The 22,716-nt window shown below is 44.4% G+C and carries 25 protein-coding genes; 1 reads left to right on the top strand and 24 read right to left on the bottom strand.

All coding sequences use genetic code 11. The features are described 5' to 3' along the window. Window positions 1-10 precede the first annotated feature (10 nt). The 12 genes from fliE to GC098_RS34865 form a co-directional block, all read right to left on the bottom strand. A complete protein-coding gene (gene fliE, locus GC098_RS34920) occupies window positions 11-319 on the bottom strand; it encodes a flagellar hook-basal body complex protein FliE (protein WP_171648836.1) in 309 nt (102 codons plus the stop codon). A 20-nt stretch (window positions 320-339) separates the two neighbouring features. Then, window positions 340-789, bottom strand: coding sequence for a flagellar basal body rod protein FlgC (gene flgC / locus GC098_RS34915; protein WP_171648834.1), 450 nt, complete (start codon window positions 787-789; stop codon window positions 340-342). 6 nt (window positions 790-795) lie between these two features. Then, window positions 796-1,203: a flagellar basal body rod protein FlgB gene (flgB, locus tag GC098_RS34910; protein ID WP_029195351.1), complete on the bottom strand. Its 408-nt coding sequence runs from the start codon at window positions 1,201-1,203 to the stop codon at window positions 796-798. A gap of 221 nt (window positions 1,204-1,424) precedes the next feature. Next, on the bottom strand, window positions 1,425-2,210 hold the full coding sequence (gene codY / locus GC098_RS34905) for a GTP-sensing pleiotropic transcriptional regulator CodY (RefSeq protein ID WP_029195350.1): 786 nt from the start codon (window positions 2,208-2,210) through the stop codon (window positions 1,425-1,427). A gap of 41 nt (window positions 2,211-2,251) precedes the next feature. Beyond that, complete coding sequence (gene hslU / locus GC098_RS34900; protein WP_171648832.1) at window positions 2,252-3,649, bottom strand: ATP-dependent protease ATPase subunit HslU; 1,398 nt, start codon at window positions 3,647-3,649, stop codon at window positions 2,252-2,254. Window positions 3,650-3,796: 147 nt separating this feature from the next. Then, window positions 3,797-4,351, bottom strand: coding sequence for an ATP-dependent protease subunit HslV (gene hslV, locus GC098_RS34895; protein WP_047672807.1), 555 nt, complete (start codon window positions 4,349-4,351; stop codon window positions 3,797-3,799). Window positions 4,352-4,546: 195 nt separating this feature from the next. Further along, window positions 4,547-5,863 (bottom strand): FADH(2)-oxidizing methylenetetrahydrofolate--tRNA-(uracil(54)-C(5))-methyltransferase TrmFO, encoded by a 1,317-nt coding sequence (gene trmFO, locus GC098_RS34890; protein ID WP_171648830.1) that lies wholly within the window; start codon window positions 5,861-5,863, stop codon window positions 4,547-4,549. Between the two features lie 12 nt (window positions 5,864-5,875). Beyond that, a complete protein-coding gene (gene topA / locus GC098_RS34885) occupies window positions 5,876-7,978 on the bottom strand; it encodes a type I DNA topoisomerase (RefSeq protein WP_171648828.1) in 2,103 nt (700 codons plus the stop codon). Between the two features lie 69 nt (window positions 7,979-8,047). Further along, complete coding sequence (gene dprA / locus GC098_RS34880; protein WP_171648826.1) at window positions 8,048-9,139, bottom strand: DNA-processing protein DprA; 1,092 nt, start codon at window positions 9,137-9,139, stop codon at window positions 8,048-8,050. Window positions 9,140-9,255: 116 nt separating this feature from the next. Next, window positions 9,256-10,188 (bottom strand): succinate--CoA ligase subunit alpha, encoded by a 933-nt coding sequence (sucD, locus tag GC098_RS34875; RefSeq protein ID WP_029195344.1) that lies wholly within the window; start codon window positions 10,186-10,188, stop codon window positions 9,256-9,258. A 51-nt stretch (window positions 10,189-10,239) separates the two neighbouring features. After that, a complete protein-coding gene (sucC, locus tag GC098_RS34870; protein WP_029195343.1) occupies window positions 10,240-11,400 on the bottom strand; it encodes an ADP-forming succinate--CoA ligase subunit beta in 1,161 nt (386 codons plus the stop codon). Between the two features lie 375 nt (window positions 11,401-11,775). Next, on the bottom strand, window positions 11,776-12,033 hold the full coding sequence (locus GC098_RS34865; RefSeq protein ID WP_171648824.1) for a hypothetical protein: 258 nt from the start codon (window positions 12,031-12,033) through the stop codon (window positions 11,776-11,778). A gap of 199 nt (window positions 12,034-12,232) precedes the next feature. On the opposite strand from GC098_RS34865, the gene GC098_RS34860 reads away from it, so the two are divergent. After that, the gene (locus GC098_RS34860) at window positions 12,233-13,804 is read left to right on the top strand and encodes a YifB family Mg chelatase-like AAA ATPase (protein ID WP_171648822.1); all 1,572 of its coding nucleotides are present in this window, start codon (window positions 12,233-12,235) and stop codon (window positions 13,802-13,804) included. A gap of 85 nt (window positions 13,805-13,889) precedes the next feature. Here GC098_RS34860 and GC098_RS34855 read toward each other — a convergent pair whose 3' ends face one another. The 12 genes from GC098_RS34855 to ffh form a co-directional block, all read right to left on the bottom strand. Next, entirely contained in the window at window positions 13,890-14,267 is a 378-nt protein-coding gene (locus GC098_RS34855; protein ID WP_171648820.1) for a YraN family protein, read from the bottom strand. Next, on the bottom strand, window positions 14,264-14,581 hold the full coding sequence (locus GC098_RS34850) for an EscU/YscU/HrcU family type III secretion system export apparatus switch protein (RefSeq protein ID WP_171648817.1): 318 nt from the start codon (window positions 14,579-14,581) through the stop codon (window positions 14,264-14,266). Before GC098_RS34850 ends, GC098_RS34855 begins: the two co-directional genes overlap by 4 nt. Continuing rightward, the gene (locus tag GC098_RS34845; RefSeq protein ID WP_512699034.1) at window positions 14,578-16,428 is read right to left on the bottom strand and encodes a TP0910 N-terminal domain-containing protein; all 1,851 of its coding nucleotides are present in this window, start codon (window positions 16,426-16,428) and stop codon (window positions 14,578-14,580) included. Before GC098_RS34845 ends, GC098_RS34850 begins: the two co-directional genes overlap by 4 nt. A 75-nt stretch (window positions 16,429-16,503) precedes the next feature. Beyond that, entirely contained in the window at window positions 16,504-17,151 is a 648-nt protein-coding gene (rnhB, locus tag GC098_RS34840; RefSeq protein ID WP_171648813.1) for a ribonuclease HII, read from the bottom strand. Between the two features lie 154 nt (window positions 17,152-17,305). Beyond that, window positions 17,306-18,178: a ribosome biogenesis GTPase YlqF gene (gene ylqF / locus GC098_RS34835; protein WP_171648811.1), complete on the bottom strand. Its 873-nt coding sequence runs from the start codon at window positions 18,176-18,178 to the stop codon at window positions 17,306-17,308. A gap of 11 nt (window positions 18,179-18,189) precedes the next feature. Next, complete coding sequence (lepB, locus tag GC098_RS34830) at window positions 18,190-18,801, bottom strand: signal peptidase I (RefSeq protein WP_171648809.1); 612 nt, start codon at window positions 18,799-18,801, stop codon at window positions 18,190-18,192. A gap of 100 nt (window positions 18,802-18,901) precedes the next feature. Beyond that, on the bottom strand, window positions 18,902-19,243 hold the full coding sequence (rplS, locus tag GC098_RS34825; RefSeq protein WP_028558249.1) for a 50S ribosomal protein L19: 342 nt from the start codon (window positions 19,241-19,243) through the stop codon (window positions 18,902-18,904). 164 nt (window positions 19,244-19,407) lie between these two features. Beyond that, window positions 19,408-20,166, bottom strand: coding sequence for a tRNA (guanosine(37)-N1)-methyltransferase TrmD (gene trmD / locus GC098_RS34820; RefSeq protein WP_171648807.1), 759 nt, complete (start codon window positions 20,164-20,166; stop codon window positions 19,408-19,410). Next, the gene (gene rimM / locus GC098_RS34815) at window positions 20,163-20,678 is read right to left on the bottom strand and encodes a ribosome maturation factor RimM (RefSeq protein ID WP_171648805.1); all 516 of its coding nucleotides are present in this window, start codon (window positions 20,676-20,678) and stop codon (window positions 20,163-20,165) included. The genes trmD and rimM overlap by 4 nt, the downstream gene beginning before the upstream one ends. An 82-nt stretch (window positions 20,679-20,760) precedes the next feature. Beyond that, complete coding sequence (locus GC098_RS34810; protein ID WP_047672782.1) at window positions 20,761-20,991, bottom strand: KH domain-containing protein; 231 nt, start codon at window positions 20,989-20,991, stop codon at window positions 20,761-20,763. Window positions 20,992-21,017: 26 nt separating this feature from the next. Beyond that, window positions 21,018-21,290 (bottom strand): 30S ribosomal protein S16, encoded by a 273-nt coding sequence (gene rpsP / locus GC098_RS34805; RefSeq protein WP_029195333.1) that lies wholly within the window; start codon window positions 21,288-21,290, stop codon window positions 21,018-21,020. Window positions 21,291-21,325: 35 nt separating this feature from the next. Next, entirely contained in the window at window positions 21,326-22,684 is a 1,359-nt protein-coding gene (gene ffh, locus GC098_RS34800; protein WP_171648803.1) for a signal recognition particle protein, read from the bottom strand. Between the last annotated feature and the right edge of the window lie 32 nt (window positions 22,685-22,716).

Below are 22,716 nucleotides of genomic sequence, written 5' to 3'. Positions count from 1 at the left end.
TCTAAGTCAATCACAGCTGCATTCTCATCATTTCTTGGTAAGCTTCAAGAACTTTGTTTCTGACTTGTACAGTCAACTCAAGTCCTAGCGATGCTTTCTCAGAGGCTATTGTCAGTTGATGAACATCGGAAAGCTCACCTTTGATGAAACTCTGATTCAAATTGTCCACTTGCTTTTGTTGCGTGTTTAAGTTTGTCATTGCGTCATTCAGGAACGAACCGAATCTTTTACCAAGGTCAGCAGCCCCTTCACCGGAGTTATCCTTTGGTTGAATGGAACTCATGATGTTTAATGGACTGTAACTTATTTTGTCAATCATGATGCAACCTCCTGTAGTGGTTATCTACCAATCTCCAAAGCTTTGGTTATCATTGATTTACTTGCATTAAGGGCGGTTACATTCGCTTCATAAGATCTAGTGGCAGATATCATATCGACCATTTCTTTAAGCACATCGACATTAGGCATATAAACGAATCCGTTCCCATCCGCATCTGGATGAGTTGGGTTATAGACTTGCTTCAATGGCGACTTATCTTCAAAAATTTTATTCACCCTTACACCTTCACCAGTACCATCAGCCATTGCTGAATTAAGCGACTGCGCAAAACTGGGTTGTGACTTTGTTTCAAAAGCAACTAACTTTCTTGTATAGGGAACCCATTTCCCATCTACGAACTTAGCACGTGTTGTATCCGCATTCGCTATATTAGATGAGACAACATCCATTCTTAATCGCTGAGCAGTAAGTGCCGATGAACTGATGTCAAATCCATTGGTTAACCTCATTGGTTATTACTTCCCTCCTAAGACTGTGCGCATTTTTTTGAACTCGCTGTTCATTTGCTGAATCATTGCATTGTATTTAAGTTGATTTTTGGCCATTAACGACATTTCATAATCCATATCGACATTGTTCATGTTGTTGTTAATCGCTGTCGATTCATCTGTTTTTATTTCTGAATTTGGCAGATTTGTGGATTTCCCTATTAAGAAATGCCTAGGGTCTGTCCGATAACCTTCTATAGAGGGTGTTGATGAATTCATCTGACCTTGTAAAAGTTCTTCGAACACGACATCCGAACGCTTAAAGAAGGGTGTATCCGCATTGGCTACGTTGTTGGCTACAACCTTTTGTCTTAGAGTCGATGCATCAAGCGATCGCTCCATCAAGTTCCAACTTGGTTTGTCTAACAAAGACATTTCGATACCCCCGTCTATAGAATATTTGACATATACTTCAACATTGTATTTATCGATTCCTTCTTATTTCGACATTATTTTCATAAAATAATTCGAAATGGTCCTTATTGTAGAAATATGTAAAACTTTCGCTGACCTTCTTATCATCTAAGATATTACGATAACTTACAATAAGAAAAAAGCCCTATCTTTTACAAGACAGGGCTTTTCTATGTGTTTATCTACAATTTTGTTTTTAATTGCTCGATACTTTGTATTAATTGCTCATTTAAAATACGGATATAAGTGCCCTTCATACCAAGCGAGCGAGTTTCAATAACTCCGGCACTTTCCAGTTTGCGAAGTGCATTAACAATAACAGAACGAGTAATGCCTACCCGATCGGCAATTTTGCTCGCTACCAAAAGACCTTCCTTACCGTCTAATTCTTCAAAAATGTGTTCCACCGCTTCCATTTCACTGAAAGATAAGGAACCGATCGCAACTTGAACGACCGCTTTGCTTCTAGCTTCTTCCTCTATTTCTTCGGCACGTTCTCTTAATATTTCCATCGCGATAACGGTAGATCCATATTCAGCCAGAACTAAGTCATCATCAATGAAAGTTCCTTCACTCCGACTTAAAATAAGCGTTCCCAAACGAGAGCCACCACCAATAATTGGTACTAAAGTCGTATGCGTGTATGGAAACATATCTTTCATTTGCTCCGTGTAATAGAAATATGGACTGTCAGGTTCAGCTGTTGATGAAGTTTCCTCAATCTTCAAGAGCAGATTGTTGGACTCCATCGGAAATCTGCGTTCAATTAATATGGTCTGATTCATTTCCGGTGAAACAGGATCATTCGTTACCGCATATCCTAAAATTTTGCCTTTGCGGCTAACGACGTAGATATTCGCAATAACAATATCACGCAGAACCTCGGCCATATCCATAAAGCTAACTGCATTGCCAGCTTCTTTTTGCAGCAAGCGATTTAGCCTTCTTGTTTTATTTAATAAACTCATTTAACTGCCTCCTACTTACATAACCATGCGATAGTTCTTTATTATAAGATATATTGACTCAAATCTCGGTTTTGAACAATATCACTAAGCTTCTCACGGACATATTCCGGGTTAATGACAATGGACTCCAATGTAATCTCAGGCGCTTCAAAGGATAAATCCTCCAGCAATTTTTCTAAAATAGTGTGTAATCGCCGAGCACCAATATTCTCCGTATTCTGATTAACTTCAACCGCGATACGAGCAATTTCATAAATAGCTTCGTCCGCAAACTCAACCGTTATACCTTCCGTTTGCAACAATGCTGTATATTGTTTTGTTAATGCATTTTTGGGTTCTTTTAAAATAGAAACAAAGTCTTCCAAGGTCAAGTTACTTAATTCTACTCGAATTGGGAACCTTCCCTGAAGCTCTGGAATTAAATCAGAAGGCTTAGCTATATGGAAAGCACCTGCACCAATGAATAAGACATAATCCGTCTTCACTGGACCATATTTGGTTACAACCGTCGAACCCTCTACAATAGGCAAAATGTCACGTTGAACACCTTCCCGAGAGATGTCCGGTCCGCTACCGCCGCGGCTATTACTAGCGATCTTATCGATTTCATCAATAAAAATAATACCGGATTGTTCGGCGCGGTTAACAGATTCCTGGATCACTTCATCCATGTCAATCAATCTTTGCGCTTCTTCTTGAGCTAGCACTTTCCTAGCTTCCTTTACAAGCAGCTTACGTTTCTTCATTTTTTTCGGGAGAAGATTGCCGAACATCTCCTGCATATTCATACCAGCTTGTTCATTGCCTTGACCTGCCAGCATATCCATCATCGATGGTGAAGAGTCTTCAACCTCGATTTCTACGACTTCATTCTCTAATTTACCATTAGTCAATTGCTCAGCGATTTGAGCCCTTTTGGCGGCAAGTGAAGGATCTGGAGTACTTTCTTCTTGATCCGGTTGGTTTTGCCCTCCAAACAGCATTTCAAGAGGGTTACGCTGTGTTTTGGCGCGCGTAGGACTTGGCGCTAGCAAGGTAACAAGACGCTCGTTAGCGAGCTTCTCAGCACGGTCTTTAACCTTCTCCATTCGCTCAGCCTTTACCATACGTACGGATGTTTCGATCAGATCACGTACCATTGACTCCACATCGCGACCAACATAGCCGACTTCTGTGAATTTGGTGGCCTCTATCTTAATAAATGGTGCGCCAACCAACTTAGCTAGTCTGCGCGCAATTTCAGTCTTTCCAACGCCGGTTGGCCCGATCATGAGTATATTCTTCGGAACAATTTCATCCCGCATAGCCTCATCCACGAGATTTCTCCGATAACGGTTTCGCAGAGCAATAGCAACCGATTTCTTCGCTTTTTTCTGACCTACTATGTATCGATCCAATTCTTGGACAATTTGTTTAGGTGTAAGGGAGCTGTTTGCCATTTTGTACCCTCCTAAAAGTTTTGCTTTAGCAAAACTAACATCGTAAGCGTAAACTGAGTTTTCCGTAGGAAAACTTGCATCGTAAGCATTGGCTTAGTTTTGCTTTAGCAAAACTAACATCGTAAGCATTAACTTTTCAATCGTTAACTATTCAATTTCTTCCACAATAATATTATGATTCGTAAACACACATATTTCGGCTGCAGTTGTTAGGGCAGCGTGGGCTATTTCCTTAGCACTTAGCGACGATGCATGGCGATGCAATGCTCTTCCTGCAGCTAGTGCAAAGCTGCCACCAGAGCCAATAGCCAAAATACCGTCATCAGGCTCAATAACTTCACCATTTCCCGAGAGCAGCAGTAAACCAGTTGAATCCATAACGATCATCATTGCTTCAAGCCGCCGCAGAACGCGATCCTGACGCCAGTCTTTCGTAAGTTCTACCGCAGCACGCTGCAAATTACCGTGGTGTTCCTCCAGCTTGCCTTCGAATTTCTCGAAAAGTGTAATCGCATCGGCAACAGAACCAGCAAAACCAGCGATGACCTTCCCTCTATGTAAACGCCGAACTTTTTTGGCCGTGCTTTTCATAATCATGCTGTTGCCAAATGTAACTTGCCCATCTCCAGCAATAGCTCCCTTACCTTGATGACGAATGGCAAAGATTGTTGTCGCATGAAACGTAGCTTGATTAGGATCCATCTCTTCTCACCTCTCAAATGGAATCATACACCATGAAAGTTACTCTATACGTTGGTTTCGGTCTCATAAATGAGATAAACCTCTAGCGAGGTCAATTCGAGAAATGACCGCATCTAGAGGTAAATGTATGAGGAAACGAATGAAAAATGCTACAAAACATAATTATAGTACCATAGCAAAGAGTCCAATTACAACCTACTCTGCATATGTTTTCTTAAAATTCTGAATACTCTCCAAAGCTCGATTAGCCAGCTTCTCGTATTTTTCTTTTTTATTGCGAATTCGTTCGGGTAATTGTGGAAGCAAACCAAAATTAGCATTCATCGGCTGAAAATGTTTAAAGTCAGCTGTCGTGATGTAATGTGCCATGCTACCCAAAGTCGTTTCCTCCGGAACAACCAAACATGGCTGCCCTTTAGCTAAACGCCCCGCATTCATTCCAGCTATCAGACCGGAAGCCGCAGATTCCACATATCCTTCTACACCCGTCATTTGACCTGCAAAAAATAGATCTTCACGACGTTTAAATTGATAAGTAGGTTCAAGAAGCTTCGGAGAGTTAATAAACGTGTTACGATGCATAACACCATAGCGTACGAACTCCGCTTGCTCTAACCCTGGAATCAATGATAATACCCGTTTCTGCTCTCCCCACTTTAAATGGGTTTGGAAACCGACTAAGTTATATAAAGTTCCCGCTGCATTATCCTGACGGAGTTGAACGACTGCATGCGGCATCATACCTGTATGCGGATTTATTAAACCTACTGGTTTCATTGGTCCGAACAGTACCGTTTGTCTACCGCGTTTCGCCATAACTTCTAAGGGCATGCAGCCTTCGAAATAAATTTCTTTCTCGAATTCCTTCAGCTCAGCAACCTCAGCAGTTATTAAAGCTTCATAGAAAATATTGAACTCTTCTTCTGTCATAGGACAGTTAAGGTAAGCAGCTTCTCCTTTGTCATAACGGGAAGCCAAGTACACCTTATTCATATCAATGGAGTCCTTCTCCACGATCGGAGCTGCTGCATCATAAAAGTACAAATATTCCTCACCCATTAGCTCTTTGAGGCCTGCAGAAAGATCAGGTGATGTTAACGGACCTGAGGCAACAACGGTTATGCCTTCAGGCAAGCTTTGAACTTCCTCATTGCGAACCTCTATGAGCGGATGGTTGCGGAGCGTAGATGTAACAGCTTGAGAGAACCCATCGCGGTCAACAGCTAATGCGCCTCCTGCCGGTACAGCATGCTCATCTGCACAAGATAGAATAAGTGAATCCATACGTCTCATTTCTTCCTTGAGCACTCCGACAGCGTTGGTAAGGCCATTCGAACGTAGAGAGTTACTACAGACTAGCTCAGCAAATTGATCAGTTATATGTGCTGGAGTTTTACGGACATTACGCATTTCGTATAAAGTAACAGGCACGCCCTGACGGGCAATTTGCCAGGCGGCTTCACTTCCAGCCAATCCTGCACCGATGACTGTTACTCTTGGATATTCTGGCAAAATAGGACACCTCTAATCTTTCATATCATCTGAATTATCGTCATTAACTTCTTCTTTATGATCACATTGCGTACATTGTATATTCACGCCATTCTTGCTTCTTTTCTCGATCATCATCGAGCTGCAAACAGGACATGGCTTATTGACCGGTTTATCCCATGAGACAAAGTCACAGGTTGGATACTGGTCGCAACCATAGAAAACTCGCCCCTTTTTGCTTCTGCGTTCGACAATTTTCCCGGTAAGACAAGTTGGACATGTAACACCAATATCTTTAATGATCGGTTTCGTATTGCGACAATCCGGGAATCCAGAACATGCTAGAAACTTACCGAAACGCCCCATTTTATAGACAAGATGTTTACCGCATTTCTCGCAAATCTCATCCGAAATTTCATCCTGGATTTCGATTTCCTTCATTTCTTCTTCAGCGAATATAAGCCGCTTTTCAAAGGATGTGTAGAACGTATCCAGAACTCGAACCCAGTCCTCTTTTCCCTCTTCGACAAAGTCTAGCTCTTCTTCCATATGAGCTGTGAACTCGATATCGAGAATTTCTGGAAAAAACTCCTGCATTAATTGGATAACTAATTCACCAAGCTCCGTAGGTACGAATTTCTTCTCTTCGATTGCAACATACCCACGCTTCTGAATCGTCTCCAGTGTCGGTGCATACGTACTCGGACGTCCAATGCCCATTTCCTCTAACGCCCTAACTAAACGCGCTTCAGTATACCTTGGAGGCGGTTGAGTAAAGTGCTGCTTCGGATCCACGCTTTGCTTCTGCAAGGAATCACCCTTAGTCAGAGGCGGCAGCAATTTGTCCTCTTCTGTCGTCCCGTCATCATTGCTCTCGACATAAACTTTCATAAATCCAGCAAATTTCATCTTGGAACCATTCGCTCTAAATACAGTTTCACCAGCTGTTAAATCAATGGTCATCGTATCCAAGACGGCTGAAGCCATTTGACTTGCGACGAAACGATCCCAGACTAGCTTGTACAGACGATATTGATCTTTACTGAGAAATGCCTTCATTTGATCAGGTTCTCGAAGAACAGATGTAGGTCGAATACCTTCATGCGCGTCTTGCGCGTTAGCATTTTTCTTCGTGTACTGGCGTGGTGTCTCCGGATAGAAGGCAGGGCCATATTTAGTAAAGATAAAATCTTTGGCTTCTTCTTGGGCAACTGGTGAAATACGGGTTGAATCGGTACGCATGTAGGTAATTAAACCAACCGTGCCTTCTTTTCCTAAGTCTATTCCTTCATATAACTGCTGTGCCACTGACATGGTTTTCGAAGCACGGAAATTAAGTTTCCTCGCCGCTTCCTGCTGCATAGAACTTGTAATGAAAGGAGGAGAAGGATTACGTTGGCGTTCTTTCTCTTTCACTTCTTTCACTGTAAAAGCTTCACTGCCCATCGCAGCTAAAATCAGATCGACATCCTCTTGCGAATGTAATTCCTTTTTCTCACCGTTAATGCTGTGATATTTTGCTTCGAACAGGGTTTTACCTGCATCCAAAACAACGGTAATCGACCAATACTCTTCAGGTTCGAAGGCCTTGATCTCATTCTCTCTGTCTTGTATCAATTTAACTGCAACCGATTGTACACGGCCTGCAGATAATCCTTTTTTTACTTTCTTCCAAAGTAAAGGACTGATTTTATAACCAACGAGTCGGTCCAATATGCGTCGAGCTTGCTGTGCGTTAACGAGATCTTGATTAATTCGACGCGGAGTTTTAAAGGCATCCTTAACCGCATCCTTCGTTATTTCGTTAAATACAACACGACAGAGTTCTTCGGGACCTACATCCAAATAATGAGCTAAGTGCCAGGCAATAGCTTCGCCTTCGCGATCCGGATCCGCCGCCAGATATATTTTTTTCACTTTTTTACTCGCATCTTTTAATTCTTTCAGTATAGAACCTTTACCGCGGATTGTTATGTATTTAGGCTCAAAGTTACGATCCACTTCTACGCCAATTTGGCTTTTCGGAAGGTCGCGAATATGACCCATTGAGGCTTTTACGATAAATTTACTTCCCAAATATTTGCCGATGGTTTTGGCTTTTGCTGGTGACTCAACTATGACTAAAGAATCCGCCATGGATCGTCCTTCCTCCCCTCTTGGTTTCAAGGTAAAGTCTATTGGCGAGAAGAAAAGCTTCGTATTAGCCTATGCTAGTATGTAAGTAGAACCCGGAAGCTGTTTAATCGCCTTTTTCATTACCAAAGATAACAGAACTGCATGCAAATGTCCAAACGTAAATTGACCGTCCTCTAACAGAGTATCAATTGAGACTGGCTCATTCGACAACTTTCGAACGATTTCGCCTTCCTCATCCGTAAGCGAAAATGTCGGCAAAGGCTTCTTCATTGCACCCTGATCTTCCTCGCTCAACATATGTTTATAATCTTCTACAATCTCCTCAACACGGGTAACCAATTTAGCACCATCCTTTAGAAGCTTGTGGACACCACTACTTTGGTTAGAGTCAATAGGACCGGGAACGGCGAATACATCTCTTGATTCATCCACGGCAAACTCAACTGTAATCAGTGATCCACTATCTTCTGCTGCTTCCACAACCGTAACTCCTAATGACAATCCTGCTATGATTCGATTCCTCTGCGGAAACATACCTGGCCTCATGCCCGTGCCTATAGGATATTCAGAAATGATGACACCCTCTTGTTCTATATTTCGATATAATAATGCATTCTCACGCGGATAAATTTGATTAATCGCACATCCAAGAACAGCAACCGTTTTGGATTTACCTTGCAATGCACCAATATGGGCCTTACTATCAATTCCCCTTGCCAGTCCACTTACGATACTGAATCCCGCTCTAGAAAGGGCTGCTGCCCACTCCTCAGCAATCTTCTTTCCATAAAGCGTAGGGGTACGTGTTCCTACCATACCGAGGAGACGCCCATTCAATAATGACACATTTCCTTTCACATATAACACCCAGGGAGGCTGCGCAATTTCTTTAAGAATCGAAGGGTAGTCTTCATCTAAAAGTGTAAGAATTTGAATGGATTGCTTCTTATATAACTGAAGCTTTTGCTCAATAAAAGACGGTGTAAACCGCGTGGCGATTTGTTCAGCAATGGAAGCTCGGATACCTTTGGAGGCAATTGCTGCAGCCGAAAGCTCTAACAGCACGTGAGGATCTGGAAAGCGGGTCAGTAGCTGAAGAATCGTTTTCCAACCAACACCCTCGAGCTCGTGAAGTCCAAACAAAATAAAACGATTATCCATAAGTATATACACTCCCTTCTCGAATAACAAATAATTGCAAAGCCATGAAAAACAAAAAACCTCCCAAATCCCTGAATCAGGGAGATGGAAGGTTGCTTACCTTCGTTAGAAGAAAACTATTTTTTTGTAATAACTTTATCCAGCATGCCTTTTTCTTCAAGCACGCTAACAAGTGTAGAGCCCATCTCGGATGGTGTAGCCGCTACGCGGATACCACATCTTTCCATCGTTGCAACTTTCTCAGCAGCTGTACCTTTACCACCAGAAATAATAGCGCCAGCATGGCCCATACGTTTTCCTGGAGGAGCTGTTTTACCGCCGATAAACCCTACAACTGGCTTCGTCATGTTCGCAGCAACCCACTCAGCTGCTTCTTCTTCTGCCGTACCGCCGATTTCACCAATCATGATGACAGCATACGTATCTGGATCATCGTTAAAACGTTTAAGGATATCGATGAACTCGGAGCCTTTAACAGGGTCTCCACCGATACCTACAGCAGAGGATTGTCCAATGCCGCGAGTCGTCAATTGATGAACGGCTTCATAAGTTAGTGTCCCTGAACGGGAAACTACACCTACGTGACCTGGCGTATGAATGTAACCCGGCATAATACCGATTTTGCACTCGCCTGGTGTAATAACGCCCGGGCAGTTAGGTCCGATTAGAACGGTTTTCTTGCCTTCCAGGTAACGCTTCACGTTAACCATGTCAAGAACAGGAATACCTTCTGTGATACAGATAACCAGATCAAGTTCAGCTTCGATAGCTTCAATGATCGACTCTGCAGCGAAAGCTGGTGGTACATAGATAACGGATGCCGTTGCACCAGTTGCATTTTTAGCTTCGATAACGGTGTTGAAAACTGGAAGCTGAACTAGCTCACCGTTTTCCAATGTGATATCTACTTTTGTTCCGCCTTTACCTGGGGTTACGCCACCAACCATTTGTGTGCCGTATTCAAGGCCGCCTTTGGTATGAAACAAACCCGTAGCGCCGGTAATCCCTTGAGTAATGACTTTTGTATGTTTATTAACCAAAATACTCATGATCTTTTGTTCACATCCCCTATATTATTTGAAACCGCTCGGGTTTAATTATTATTTAACTAATGCAACAATTTTTTGTGCGCCATCTGCCATGGAGTCAGCAGCAACAATGTTCAAACCGGATTCGTTAAGAATCTTTTTACCAAGTTCAACGTTTGTTCCTTCAAGACGAACAACAAGCGGACGGGAAAGTCCAAGCTCTCTAGCAGCAGCTACAACACCATCAGCAATAACATCACAACGCATGATGCCACCGAAGATGTTAACGAAGATCCCTTTAACTTGCTCATCGGACAAGATGATTTTGAAAGCTTCTGTTACTTTCTCTTTCGTAGCACCGCCCCCTACGTCTAGGAAGTTAGCCGGGTCTCCGCCGTAGTGCTTGATAATGTCCATAGTGGCCATAGCAAGTCCTGCGCCGTTAACCATACAACCGATGTTACCATCAAGAGCAATGTAGCTCAGGTCAAATTTAGAAGCTTGAATTTCTTTCGCATCTTCTTCTTCAAGGTCACGAAGTTCAACGATATCCTTGTGACGGAAAAGAGCGTTGGAGTCAAAGTTCAATTTGGCATCAAGAGCCATAACGTCGCCAGAACCAGTAACAACTAAAGGGTTGATTTCTGCAATGGAAGCGTCTTTCTCTACGAATGCTTTATAAAGAGCTAGCATGAATTTTACCGCTTTGTTAACAAGCTCATTAGGAATGTTGATGGAGTATGCAAGTCTGCGTGCTTGGAAAGCTTGAAGACCGATCGCAGGATCCACAACTTCTTTGAAGATTTTCTCAGGAGAATGCTCAGCAACTTCTTCAATCTCCGTACCGCCCTCTTCAGATGCCATCAAAACGACGCTACCTGTTGCACGGTCAACAACAACACCAACATAATATTCTTTCTTAATGTCACAGCCTTCTTCGATCAAGAGGCGTTTAACTTCTTTGCCTTCAGGACCTGTTTGGTGAGTGACAAGAACTTTACCCAGAATTTCGCTTGCATATGTACGAACTTCATCGAGGCTTTTGGCTACCTTAACGCCGCCTGCTTTCCCGCGACCTCCGGCATGAATTTGCGCCTTTACAACAACGACGGATGTTCCGAGTTCTTTCGCTGCTTCAACAGCTTCGTCAACGGTAAAAGCAACTTTTCCGTTAGGAACGTTGACTCCGTACTGTCTCAGGACTTCTTTGCCTTGATACTCATGGATATTCATTTCCTAAAATCCTCCTATCAGTATGGACTTTCTAAACGTGCTATACAGGGAAAAAGTGTAATTTCCTATTTGTGTAGTGCACGAAATAAATCTTGCTGCCGGAATTAGTATCACACTTCTTCACAAGCCCTAACCATTGTATCACTAATTTTCGACAGTTTCCTTATTTTTTTCGTTAATGCGTTCAAACTTTCCTTTCAGGCTGAAAAACTTTAGCTATCACTTACAACCAAGGATAAACGACTCCGTCGTCCTTTTGGGCGAGCGCGTTTGTCAAGGTAGATGCGAAGCAAAAGTATAAAACTTATACTTTCTTATCTACATAAAAAAAGACGCATTTTCAATTACTGAAAAATACGTCTAACTTCGACTTTTTTAGTAGAGCGGCGTTGTTGGTGAATTCATCCGCGGTTCACGTTCCGCTTGTTTAATGAAGCGAAGCTCATTACCCGTGAAACTGCACACCAAGCATTGAATCGTAGGTTCTGGCTCTGGAATTACGTCAGGATCCTTGAATTCTGTAATATTTCCTGATAGAGCGTCCTTCAAAAACGACTGAGAATAGCTAGTAATTACATTGAACTTGATACGATTGGAACGACAATTGGGACAAAAATACGGTTTCTCCTGCATATCATCACCTCTAGTTCCAGTATGTGCAAGCCGTGCATTTTTAAAACGTACGCCGTGATCATTTCCGGATTGCGTAATTTTACCATTTTCGTATACAATAAGGACAAAGTATAAAACGGATCAATAAGGAAGCACCTTTTATCCTACTTTATGTCAGCTCGAAACAGCTGCATAACTATGGAGAGGAAGGTGTTTTTTCATGTATGGCAAAGTTATGAGCGCTTGCTTGCAGGGTATAGAAGGACAAACGATTGAAGTAGAGGTCGATATTTCAAGTGGCTTACCCCAAATTAACTTGGTTGGTCTCCCCGACTCGGCCATTCGGGAATCTGTTGAAAGAGTGCGCTCCTCTATCAAAAATTGTGGGTACATATTCCCCATGGATCGGATTACGGTCAATCTCGCACCAGCTGATTTACGCAAAGAAGGCTCATCTTTTGATTTAGCCATTGCGGTAGGAATTCTAATTACAACCGGTCAGGTGCCAATGGACAGCTTTATTAACACTTTGTTTCTAGGTGAACTTGCATTGGACGGTTCTCTTCGCCCCATACCGGGTGTTCTTTCTATGGCGCATGCCGCGAAAAAGCTAGGGATAAAACGCGTCTGCCTTCCCCTCGCGAATGCTCCAGAAGCTGCTTTAATAGAAGGTATTGAGGTGTGTGCGATAACTAACCTTTCTGATTTTAAGTCCTGGAACAAGCAATCTCATCACGAATTTATATTTAATGGCATTAATTATAAACATAGTGAACTTTCGACAATTTCTGCCGAAGAACACAACTTTGTCGAAGATTATGCCGATGTGAACGGACAGCATCAAGTGAAGCGTGCCATGATGATCGCTGCAGCAGGGATGCATAATATTTTATTAATCGGTCCTCCCGGAACCGGGAAAACGATGCTTGTGAAGCGCATGCCCTCGATTCTGCCCCCTATGTCAGACAAAGAAGCATTAGAAGTCACGAAAATATACAGTGCCTCAGGAAAGCTTATTGATCGCTCAACTCTCATGCGTACAAGATCCTTCAGAGCCCCGCATCATACGATTTCACCCGCCGGACTTGTCGGAGGCGGAACAATACCCAAACCTGGAGAAGTTAGCTTATCTCATCGAGGCATTCTTTTTCTTGATGAACTACCGGAATTCACGAGAACTGCCCTCGAAGTACTTAGACAGCCGCTTGAGGATCGTCATGTTACAATTGCAAGAGCAAGAGCGGTTTACACATTCCCCTCTCACTTTATATTGGCTGCCGCCATGAATCCATGTCCTTGCGGGTATTATGGAGCCGAAACAGAAGCTAATGCTTGCATCTGCAGTCCAGCAAAAATTGTTCATTATCGTTCTAAGATATCAGGTCCCTTGCTTGATCGCATCGATCTTCATGTCGAAGTACCTAAACCAAGTTACACACAACTAAAGGAACGAACCAATCACTTGTCCTCAAAAGAAATGTTAATCCAAGTTATGCGCGCACAACAAAGACAACAACAACGCTATGCAGGATCTGGCATCCAATACAATAATGAATTGAGCGGTAAGCGGATGAGACAAATTTGTCATCTAACACCAGAAGGTGATCAACTGCTCAGTGCCTCTTTTGAAGCTTTGGGACTTAGCGCAAGAGCCCATGATCGCATCCTCCGGTTAGCCCTGACCATTGCTGATCTTGAGGAATGTGACCGTATCCAGCCGCAGCACCTAGCAGAGGCAATCCAATACCGTAATTTGGATAAAAAGCAGCGGATTGAAGAGATTGAAATCTAATGTTATAAACGATTGATAGCATCTAAATATGTTTATACCTCAAAAAAAGAGCCATTTGACGCGTTGTCATATCGACAGACGACTTTCAAAAGGCTCCTTGTATGTGTTCAATATGAGGTGCTGCTCCATCCACGGATAGTTCTACGGTGATCACATCAAATTGAATGGACTGCTCATATTTTTGAAATCGATGCAAGTAAAATTGTGCTGTCTCTTTGACTTTCAACTGCTTGCGATAATCGACGGATTCTTTGGCTGAGCCAAAACGACTTGAAGGGCGCCTTGTTCTGACCTCAACAAAAATTAACTTATTGGCTTTCTCTGCAATAATATCAAGCTCGCCAGTACGACAGCGCCAATTACGTTCCACAATTCGGTAATCACGCTCACTTAGAAATACTTCAGCCAACTCCTCGCCAAGCTTCCCCAACTGCTTCCGGTCATCTTTACGAAGTTCCGTCATCCATTATTCCTCGACGATCTCATTCGGTTATCAGAACGATAGATAAAACTTAATACCTCAGCGACCAATTGATACAGTTCCGGGGGAATTTCTTGATCCAAATCCAGCTTAGACAACACTTCAACCAAAGAGGAATCCTCTTGAATGGGGATCCCATTCTCTTTGGCTTTCTGAAGAATAGCTTCTGCCATGTGCCCTTTCCCTTTCGCAATGAGGGTTGGGGCTTTTTGTGCTTCAGGTGAGTAACGAAGCGCCACAGCCTTCTTAAGAGGAGTCGGTTGCGACTCCACAGATGCATTCCTTTGCTTAGTCATGCTCGGAAATCCACCCCTTTGTAGGCTTTTGGCTGATAGAGCGCTCGAAGATCTACTCTACCATCAGATGCCCCTTGCTTGGAAGCTTCATTCTCCACAACAGGCGGTTGTGGATATGGCGAGCATTTTAATGAGATAAATTGATAACCTGCTTTATGCATGGCTGCTGTTATTTCTTCTTTGGACTCCTCCATTAAGGGAGCTAACGCAGGATGATCATTATGAATGTTCAAAGATACGATTTTATTGACGACATGCACATCGAGCAAAGTATTGCCCATCACTTTCATTTGCAGGTCGAACAGCAAACGACAATTGCTCGCGTCAACTTCCCCGCGCTTTCCTTTGCGGGATTGGATGTGAATGGCGGCAGATTGCTGACCAGTGCCATCCATGAAGGGGACAAACAATGTCATATGTGCAAACATAGAACTCTTGTCGCCAGTCAACATGAGCTGTTGCCCTGTAATTTGCCCAATGGCTTGCTGCGCCGCCTCTTTGAGCGGCGCTGGAGTGTCATCAGAGGCTGTAAGCTGCAGCAGCAGACTCTTCAGTGTGTCAGCAGCAGGCTTGACGGAGTCGTCCTGCTGGGATGCTGTGGCGATCAGATTAGGCAGCTGATCGTCAGTGTTGTTGCGCCCCCGTAGGATAGCGTCTGCGCGCTCATCTAGCTTCACTGCTAGATGAGACTCGTGCTCCACGCCTACGGCTTTGAGCATGCGGCTGATCCAGTTTGGCTCTGGATTAGCCTCGGGCACGCCCGCAGCAGCGCTGCGCTGCTGCGCCTCTGGTGGAGCTGCCTTCTGCTTCGCAGGCGGCTCTAAGTTCACTGTCGAACCCGCCGCGGGCGGTTCGCCTTTTACAGGCTCAGCGCTGCGCGCCTGAGCCTCTTGCGAGGCCGCCTCCGCTGCGCGGGCGGCCTGCACCCCCGCCGCCGGCTGCGCCCAGGCGGCGGTAGCGGTCTCCGCGCGTGGCGCAGCCGCCGCGGGAAGCTCCGCGCCCGCAGCAGCTGCTGCAGCGGGCGGAGCCGTAACGGCAGCGGCCGCAGGCGCGCTGCCGGGCACTACTGCAGGCGGCGCCCCTGCGGGAGCCGCCTTGGCACCACCGCCAGCCTGCGGAGCAGCTGGCGTAACGGCATCCGCGGCCGGCGCCTCCGGCGGCCGCGCAGAAGGCCACGTAGCAGCGGCAGAAGCACGCAGCTCCTTAAGCAGCGATACCACCTGCTTCGCGGTATCAGCCGCCGGATGTGCCGGTTCTTGCTCAAGCAGGGCTGTCGCCTGCTGCTCTATCTGCTCCAGCACCTTACCCACAGGCGGCCCCGTGGTAACCTGTCTCAAAGCCCCCACCGTCGCCTCTGTAAGTGGCAATCCCTTTTTATAGGCAAGTACAGCCGCCTGTGCCCATTCTTCCTTATTGACACCCTCAGGCATGCTGCGCATCACAGCCTCAAATGCCTTCACATTCTCTTTTGATACCGGAACGCCTTCCTGCTGCATCTGCTGTACCATTTGACGATTCCCAGCCGTATCTTTTATCGTGAATGCCTTTAACAGCTCACTAAGCGAATCCTCCGTAATTTGTACATCCGATGCCGTTAGTGGCTTGAGCAGGATTTGACCTCCACTGGATTCGGGCTGTACTTGCAGCATCGTAACATCCCCTTGCTTAAGGGGTGTTTCCAACTTGGCACGCACCTGCACGCCGCCAATATTAATCAACGCTTCTTGGTCACTGAGCAATTGAAGCACGACACCTTTTACAATTTGTCCTACTTTTAGTTCAAGCACCTTACTTTCAGATGCTGTTAAGTCACCGACTAAACTGCGAATTAAACCACTAATATTCATGGTGCTCACCTCAAATCTTCCTAAACACTTATGTATATTATCGGCGGCTTGTTGCCTTTTCGTTACAATAATAAGTTAAATGAGATCCAATTCCAGCTGTTCAGACTCGAGCACAATCTCTTTCTCTTCCAATTGCGCCATCACTTTACGTATAAATAATTTCCGGTGCAGCGGTGTAGGACCATATCGCAAGAGCATCTCTCTATGGTGCTTTGTTGCATATCCTTTATGTATAGCAAGTCCATATTCGGGAAACTGCTCATCCCAATCCACACACATACGATCACGGGTAACCTTAGCAATAATCGATGCAGCTGCAATAGATTGACTAAGTGCATCTCCATGAATGATCGCGGATTGTTCTATGTCCACATCAACGTTCTCCGCATCCACAAGAAGAAAATCAGGTGCTATGTTTAACTGCTCCACTGCCTGCTTCATAGCAAGTCTGGCCGCCTGTTTGATATTGATCGCTTCAATTCTATCTACATCCACAATGCCTACACCAACAGCCAAAGCCTCAGCCATGATTTGATCATAGAAGATATCTCGCTTCTTTTCAGAAAGCTTCTTGGAATCATCCACACCCTCCAGCAAATATCCCATTGGAAGTATAACCGCAGCCGCGACGACATCCCCGAATAAACATCCTCTTCCTACCTCATCGATACCCGCAATAAGAGTAAACCCTTGCTCCCACAGTTGTTTTTCATGCTCTAGCAATGGCTTTCGCCCCTTTCCATTTCCTCATTATAAAGGATTGGCGCTTAGTCAAGCCACACCCATTTTTTTCACATTCTCTGAATAAAAAGAAAAAGCCACCCCGGACCCGCCTAATCAGCTGAGTCCAAAAGTGACCTATAATTTAATGACCTGACTACCTTTTATCAAGGGGTCTCTCCAAAGAAATGCGCCCCATCTTACCTGCTCTAAGCTCACGAATAATGATTAATGAGGCTTTGTCCAAATCCACTTTGCCCCCGCTCACAATCGCTCCACGCTTACGACCGATAGCTTCCATGACTTTGACCATTTCCTGTATGTCGTCCAAATCCTCTGGAAGGTCTTGAACTCCAAATCGTTCTTGAATACCGGCCCCATAGTTCTGAACCATGTATTTAACGACAAAGAGTGCAATCTCGTCTAAATGAAGAAGTTCTTCCTTAATAGCGCCCGTTGCTGCCAATCTCATTCCAACCAATTGGTCTTCGAATTTTGGCCACAAAATACCCGGCGTATCAAGCAAGTCCATTTCGGTTCCAACTTTAATCCATTGCTGCCCCTTCGTAACACCCGGCTTATCTCCGGTTGCTGCAATCTTTTTACCTGCTAACTGATTAATCAGCGTCGATTTCCCAACGTTTGGGATACCTACTATAAGCGCTCTTACAGCACGAGGATTAATCCCTTTGCTAAGCTGCCGTTCAATTTTATGTGCCCAAAGCTGCTTAACTCGCGGCAAAATTTCTTTGACGTGCGTTCCGGTTGCTGCATCAATCGGTAATGCTGGTAGGCCCTGATCAGCAAAATACTTAACCCAATCTGCCGTCACTTGCGGATCTGCCAAGTCATTCTTGTTAAGCAGAACCAAGCGCGGTTTACCTTTTAAAATCTCATCTACCATCGGGTTCCGACTGGAGAGCGGTATGCGGGCATCCAAGAGCTCGATCACAACATCAATCAACTTAAGCTTTTCTTCAATCTGCCGTCGAGCCTTGGTCATGTGACCGGGAAACCATTGAATGGTCATTCTACTTCACCTCAAAAATGTATGAAACTAATTTTGCTCACTGGCCAAAAAATGACTTCCGCACGACCTACAATTTTGTTGTAAGGAATGAAGCCAATCGCTCGGCTGTCTTTGGAGTTTCCGCGGTTATCTCCCATTGCGAATATTTCACCTTCAGGCACTTGTTTCTCTTGAAAATCGGATAACGTATTATACGCATGTCCTTCTTTTTTCGCCTGCTCAATCGCATCTTTGATATAAGGCTGATCAATCTCTTGACCATTAATGAACACCTTGTCACCAGTAACCCTTACGGTCTCACCTGGGAGAGCAATTATGCGTTTAATGTAATCCTTACCTTCCGGTGCATGGAAAACGATAACTTCTCCGCGTTTAGGTGAGCGAATATCATAAACAATTTTATTGACAATGAGTCGTTCACCTGTTTGAAAGTTCGGACGCATGGAATCTCCATCAACAATAAAAGGAGAGAACAGGAACCAACGAATGATAATCACGAGCACTCCCGCGATTACTAATGCTTTAATCCATTCCCATGTTTCGCTTTTCGCTGTTTTAACGGGAGTCGTTTCTGTAGTTGTATCCGGCTCTATGTAAGGCTGTTCTTGATTATTGTGTTCCATCACTGATTGCCTCTTTTCCAGTTTTGGTTTATATCTATTATGTACCATTATGTACCATGAAAATGAAAAGGAGACTTGCCTGAACAAGCCCCCCGTTTTCTTATCGAATTTCTTTAATTCTTGCTGCTTTACCACGAAGACCACGCAGATAATAAAGTTTCGCACGACGAACTTTACCACGGCGAGCCACTTCAATCTTGTCAATCTTCGGAGAATGGAATGGGAAAGTTCTTTCCACACCCACACCGTAAGAAATTTTACGAACTGTAAACGTTTCGCTGATTCCACCGCCGTGGCGTTTAATAACAACACCTTCAAACAGCTGAATACGCTCACGTGTACCCTCGATAACTTTTACGTGTACTTTAAGTGTGTCTCCTGGACGGAAATTAGGAATATCCGTACGGAGTTGCTCTTTCGTAATCTCTTGAATAAGATTCATAGTTGACTCCCTCCTTCCACACAGGTGTTCATTCCGCTTATTAGCATAGTCGTTCTTAGTTGTTATGCGTAGAGGACCACCAGACTCGAACTGTTGAAAAATTCACAACAGAATATATATTATCATAGACAGGAAAGAAATTCAATAGAGAAGTTTTTGGGGGCTTACTCCTCTTGCTTCCGCCCGTTCCATTCAACCACCCAAGCTTTTTCCTCTTTGGATAGTTCTCTTCCTTCAAGCAAATCAGGACGACGTTCTAGCGTTCGGAACAGAGACTCCTTGCGGCGCCAACGCTTCACATTTTCATGATGCCCTGATAACAGCATCTCAGGCACGTCCCAGTCCCTGAACTTCGCAGGCCTCGTGTAGTGAGGATACTCTAGCAAGCCTGTGGAAAACGAATCTGTCACCGCTGACATCTCATTGCCAAGCACACCAGGCAGCAGCCTCACTACGCTGTCTATAACGACCATTGCGGGTAACTCGCCGCCTGTTAATACATAATCACCGATGGACAGCTCATCCGTCACTAGATACTGCCTAATGCGCTCATCATAGCCTTCATAATGACCACATATGAACACGAGATGCTGTTCATTTGACAGCTCCTCCGCTTTCTTCTGTGTGAACGTCTCACCTTGTGGGCACATGAGAATCACTCGCGGCTTCACTGGGTCTTGTCCATCTTCTTGATGTACGGGCAGATTCTCAACAGCAGCAAATATCGGCTCTGGCTTTAAAACCATCCCCCCACCGCCGCCGTAAGGATAATCATCTACTGTGTTATGCTTATTATTGGAATAATCTCGAAAATTAACCGTGTTAAGAGCAACAATTCCCTTGTCACGTGCTTTCCCTAAAATGCTGGACGAAAACACACCCTCGAACATTTCCGGGAACAGGGTCAATACATCGATTCTCATTCCATTAATCCTTCCATCAGATGAATACGAATCGTTTTGTTGGCAATGTCCACATCGAGTATCACATCATCGATGACTGGAAGCAACAACTGTTTGCCTTTCGGCAAAGAAACGACCCATACGTCATTAGCTCCCGGTGTCAACACCTCAGAAACAAGCCCTAACTCCTGGCCTTCTTCCGTAACGACCTTACAACCAATGATCTCGTGATAATAATATTCTCCCTCTTCAAGAGGCTGTTGCTCCTTAGCTTCAATCTTGAGAAGCGAGCCTTTGTATTTCTCAACATCATTAATGTTAGAGAATTGATCAAACTGCAAGATAAACATATTTTTATGTAAGCGGGAGGTTTGCACCGTCACCGGCGTTTGCTTATTTTGAGAATCTACAATAATCAATGCGTTTCCTTTATCAAAACGCTCGGGAAAATCAGTTTCCGGAACCACTTTTAGCTCTCCACGAATACCATGGCTATTCACAATTCGACCAACTGTCACAAGTTTTTCGCTCATATGCGCTTGCCCAACCTCCACATTAATTTACCTTCAAAACCATACAAGAAAAAGGTTAGGAACTATATCCTAACCTAGTTTCTTATGAAACGATTTCAACGGCTACCCGTTTCGTCTCTTTCACTGCTGCCGACGTGACAACTGTGCGGAGCGACTTCGCAATCTTGCCTTGCTTGCCAATCACTTTACCGACATCGTCGGGGTGGACAGAAAGCCTGTACTCGATCTTGTCATCTTTCTCCACCACAGCGACACGTACTTCTTCCGGATGATCGACAAGAGCCTTAGCAATTACGGTGATAAGATCCTTCATGAACCCACCCTCCGAAAGATAACAGATTACTTCTGTAATTTCAGCTCGTGAAACTTAGTCATCAGACCTGCTTTTGAGAACAGGCTGCGAACTGTATCGGACGGTTGAGCGCCAGTTTGAAGCCATTTCAGCGCTTTCTCCTCATCAAGAGTTACAGCTGCTGGTTCAGCAATTGGGTTATAAGTACCGATTTCTTCGATAAAACGACCATCACGCGGGGAACGGGAATCCGAAACCACCACACGGTAAAAAGGAGCTTTATGAGCGCCTACACGTTTAAGACGAATACGTACTGCCATGAAAAATCACCTCCTACTTAGAATAAAATGCTTATTTAAAAGGGAAATTTAAAACCCTTGCCTAACTTCTTCATTCCTTTGGCACCTTTAGGTCCCATCATGCCGGAAAACTGCTTCATCATTTTACGCATATCGTCAAACTGCTTGATGAAACGGTTGACCTCTTGCACCGAGTTGCCACTGCCTTGAGCAATCCGTTTGCGACGGTTCGCATTGAGAAGTTCAGGCTTGCGTTTCTCTTCGGTTGTCATCGACTTCACAATAGCTTCAACACGTGCCATTTGTTTGTCGTCAACTTTCATATCTTTCATGCCCTTGATCTTATTAGCTCCTGGCAGCATCTCAAGAATTTGATCCAGAGGTCCCATCTTCTTTACTTGCTCCATTTGATCAAGAAAATCCTCGAAGGTGAATTCGGCGTTGCGCATTTTGCGCTCCATCTCTTTCGCCTTGTCCATGTCGATACCCGCTTGTGCCTTCTCAATCAAAGTAAGCATATCGCCCATACCAAGAATTCTTGATGCCATACGATCAGGGAAGAATGGTTCTAGAGCATCCATTTTCTCACCGCTAGCCACGAACTTAATTGGGCATCCTGTGACTGCTTTAACCGATAACGCCGCGCCACCGCGGGTATCGCCATCCAGCTTGGTCAGTACAACACCTGTAAGTTCAAGCTGTTGATGAAAGCTTTCTGCAACATTGACTGCATCCTGCCCGGTCATTGCATCGACAACGAGCAATATTTCATCCGGTTCAACAGCAGTTCGAACATTTTTCAGCTCGTCCATCAGGTTTTCATCAATGTGCAAACGACCTGCGGTATCGATAATGACATAATCATTACCATTATCTTTGGCATGCTGAAGTCCTGCTTTCGCAATATCAACAGGATTTACTTGATCCCCAAGTGAAAATACCGGAACATTGAGCTGTTCTCCAAGAACCTGCAGCTGTTTGATCGCAGCCGGACGATAAATGTCACAGGCTACAAGAAGCGGTCTATGGTTTTGTTTAATGAGCATCTTCGCTAGCTTACCAGAGGTTGTTGTCTTACCTGCCCCTTGCAAGCCTGCCATCATGATGATTGTTGGCGGTCGATTCGAACGAGCTAACTTACTTTGTGTACCGCCCATAAGTGCTGTCAGCTCTTTGTTAACGATATCGATAACGACCATGCCTGGCGTGAAGGATTTCAATACTTCCTGTCCGATGGACTGTTCCTTCACCTTAGCAATAAAGTCTTTGACTACTTTAAAGTTAACGTCCGCTTCAAGCAGCGCCAATCGTACTTCGCGAAGCGCTTCGCCTACATCTTCTTCCGTCAGCTTACCTTTGCTTCTCAGCTTACCGAAAACGTTCTGCAACCGGTTTGCCAATCCTTCAAATGCCATGCGCTTCACCTCCTGCTTCTGGACTTTCTATG

Origin of the sequence: Paenibacillus phytorum (assembly GCF_013141715.1) — a bacterium.
In the GTDB taxonomy this organism is placed as follows: Bacteria; Bacillota; Bacilli; order Paenibacillales; family NBRC-103111; genus Paenibacillus_E; species Paenibacillus_E phytorum.
This window is presented reverse-complemented; position numbering and strand designations above follow the sequence as displayed.

Excerpts from the sequence above, each read along its gene's own strand:
- GC098_RS34865 (WP_171648824.1), bottom strand. The coding sequence starts at position 12,033 with ATGCAGGAGAAACCGTATTTTTGTCCCAATTGTCGTTCCAATCGTATC.
- sucD (WP_029195344.1), bottom strand. The coding sequence starts at position 10,188 with ATGAGTATTTTGGTTAATAAACATACAAAAGTCATTACTCAAGGGATT.
- rpsP (WP_029195333.1), bottom strand. The coding sequence starts at position 21,290 with ATGGCAGTACGTATTCGTCTTAAACGTGTAGGCGCTCATAAAGCTCCT.
- GC098_RS34855 (WP_171648820.1), bottom strand. The coding sequence starts at position 14,267 with ATGACGGAACTTCGTAAAGATGACCGGAAGCAGTTGGGGAAGCTTGGC.
- lepB (WP_171648809.1), bottom strand. The coding sequence starts at position 18,801 with ATGGAACACAATAATCAAGAACAGCCTTACATAGAGCCGGATACAACT.
- ylqF (WP_171648811.1), bottom strand. The coding sequence starts at position 18,178 with ATGACCATTCAATGGTTTCCCGGTCACATGACCAAGGCTCGACGGCAG.
- codY (WP_029195350.1), bottom strand. The coding sequence starts at position 2,210 with ATGAGTTTATTAAATAAAACAAGAAGGCTAAATCGCTTGCTGCAAAAA.
- rplS (WP_028558249.1), bottom strand. The coding sequence starts at position 19,243 with ATGAATCTTATTCAAGAGATTACGAAAGAGCAACTCCGTACGGATATT.
- hslU (WP_171648832.1), bottom strand. The coding sequence starts at position 3,649 with ATGGCAAACAGCTCCCTTACACCTAAACAAATTGTCCAAGAATTGGAT.
- GC098_RS34850 (WP_171648817.1), bottom strand. The coding sequence starts at position 14,581 with ATGACTAAGCAAAGGAATGCATCTGTGGAGTCGCAACCGACTCCTCTT.
- ffh (WP_171648803.1), bottom strand. The coding sequence starts at position 22,684 with ATGGCATTTGAAGGATTGGCAAACCGGTTGCAGAACGTTTTCGGTAAG.
- topA (WP_171648828.1), bottom strand. The coding sequence starts at position 7,978 with ATGGCGGATTCTTTAGTCATAGTTGAGTCACCAGCAAAAGCCAAAACC.
- rimM (WP_171648805.1), bottom strand. The coding sequence starts at position 20,678 with ATGAGCGAAAAACTTGTGACAGTTGGTCGAATTGTGAATAGCCATGGT.
- dprA (WP_171648826.1), bottom strand. The coding sequence starts at position 9,139 with ATGGATAATCGTTTTATTTTGTTTGGACTTCACGAGCTCGAGGGTGTT.
- sucC (WP_029195343.1), bottom strand. The coding sequence starts at position 11,400 with ATGAATATCCATGAGTATCAAGGCAAAGAAGTCCTGAGACAGTACGGA.
- trmD (WP_171648807.1), bottom strand. The coding sequence starts at position 20,166 with ATGAGAATCGATGTATTGACCCTGTTCCCGGAAATGTTCGAGGGTGTG.
- hslV (WP_047672807.1), bottom strand. The coding sequence starts at position 4,351 with ATGGATCCTAATCAAGCTACGTTTCATGCGACAACAATCTTTGCCATT.
- GC098_RS34845 (WP_512699034.1), bottom strand. The coding sequence starts at position 16,428 with ATGAATATTAGTGGTTTAATTCGCAGTTTAGTCGGTGACTTAACAGCA.
- flgC (WP_171648834.1), bottom strand. The coding sequence starts at position 789 with ATGAGGTTAACCAATGGATTTGACATCAGTTCATCGGCACTTACTGCT.
- GC098_RS34810 (WP_047672782.1), bottom strand. The coding sequence starts at position 20,991 with ATGAAGGATCTTATCACCGTAATTGCTAAGGCTCTTGTCGATCATCCG.
- flgB (WP_029195351.1), bottom strand. The coding sequence starts at position 1,203 with ATGTCTTTGTTAGACAAACCAAGTTGGAACTTGATGGAGCGATCGCTT.
- fliE (WP_171648836.1), bottom strand. The coding sequence starts at position 319 with ATGATTGACAAAATAAGTTACAGTCCATTAAACATCATGAGTTCCATT.
- GC098_RS34860 (WP_171648822.1), top strand. The coding sequence starts at position 12,233 with ATGTATGGCAAAGTTATGAGCGCTTGCTTGCAGGGTATAGAAGGACAA.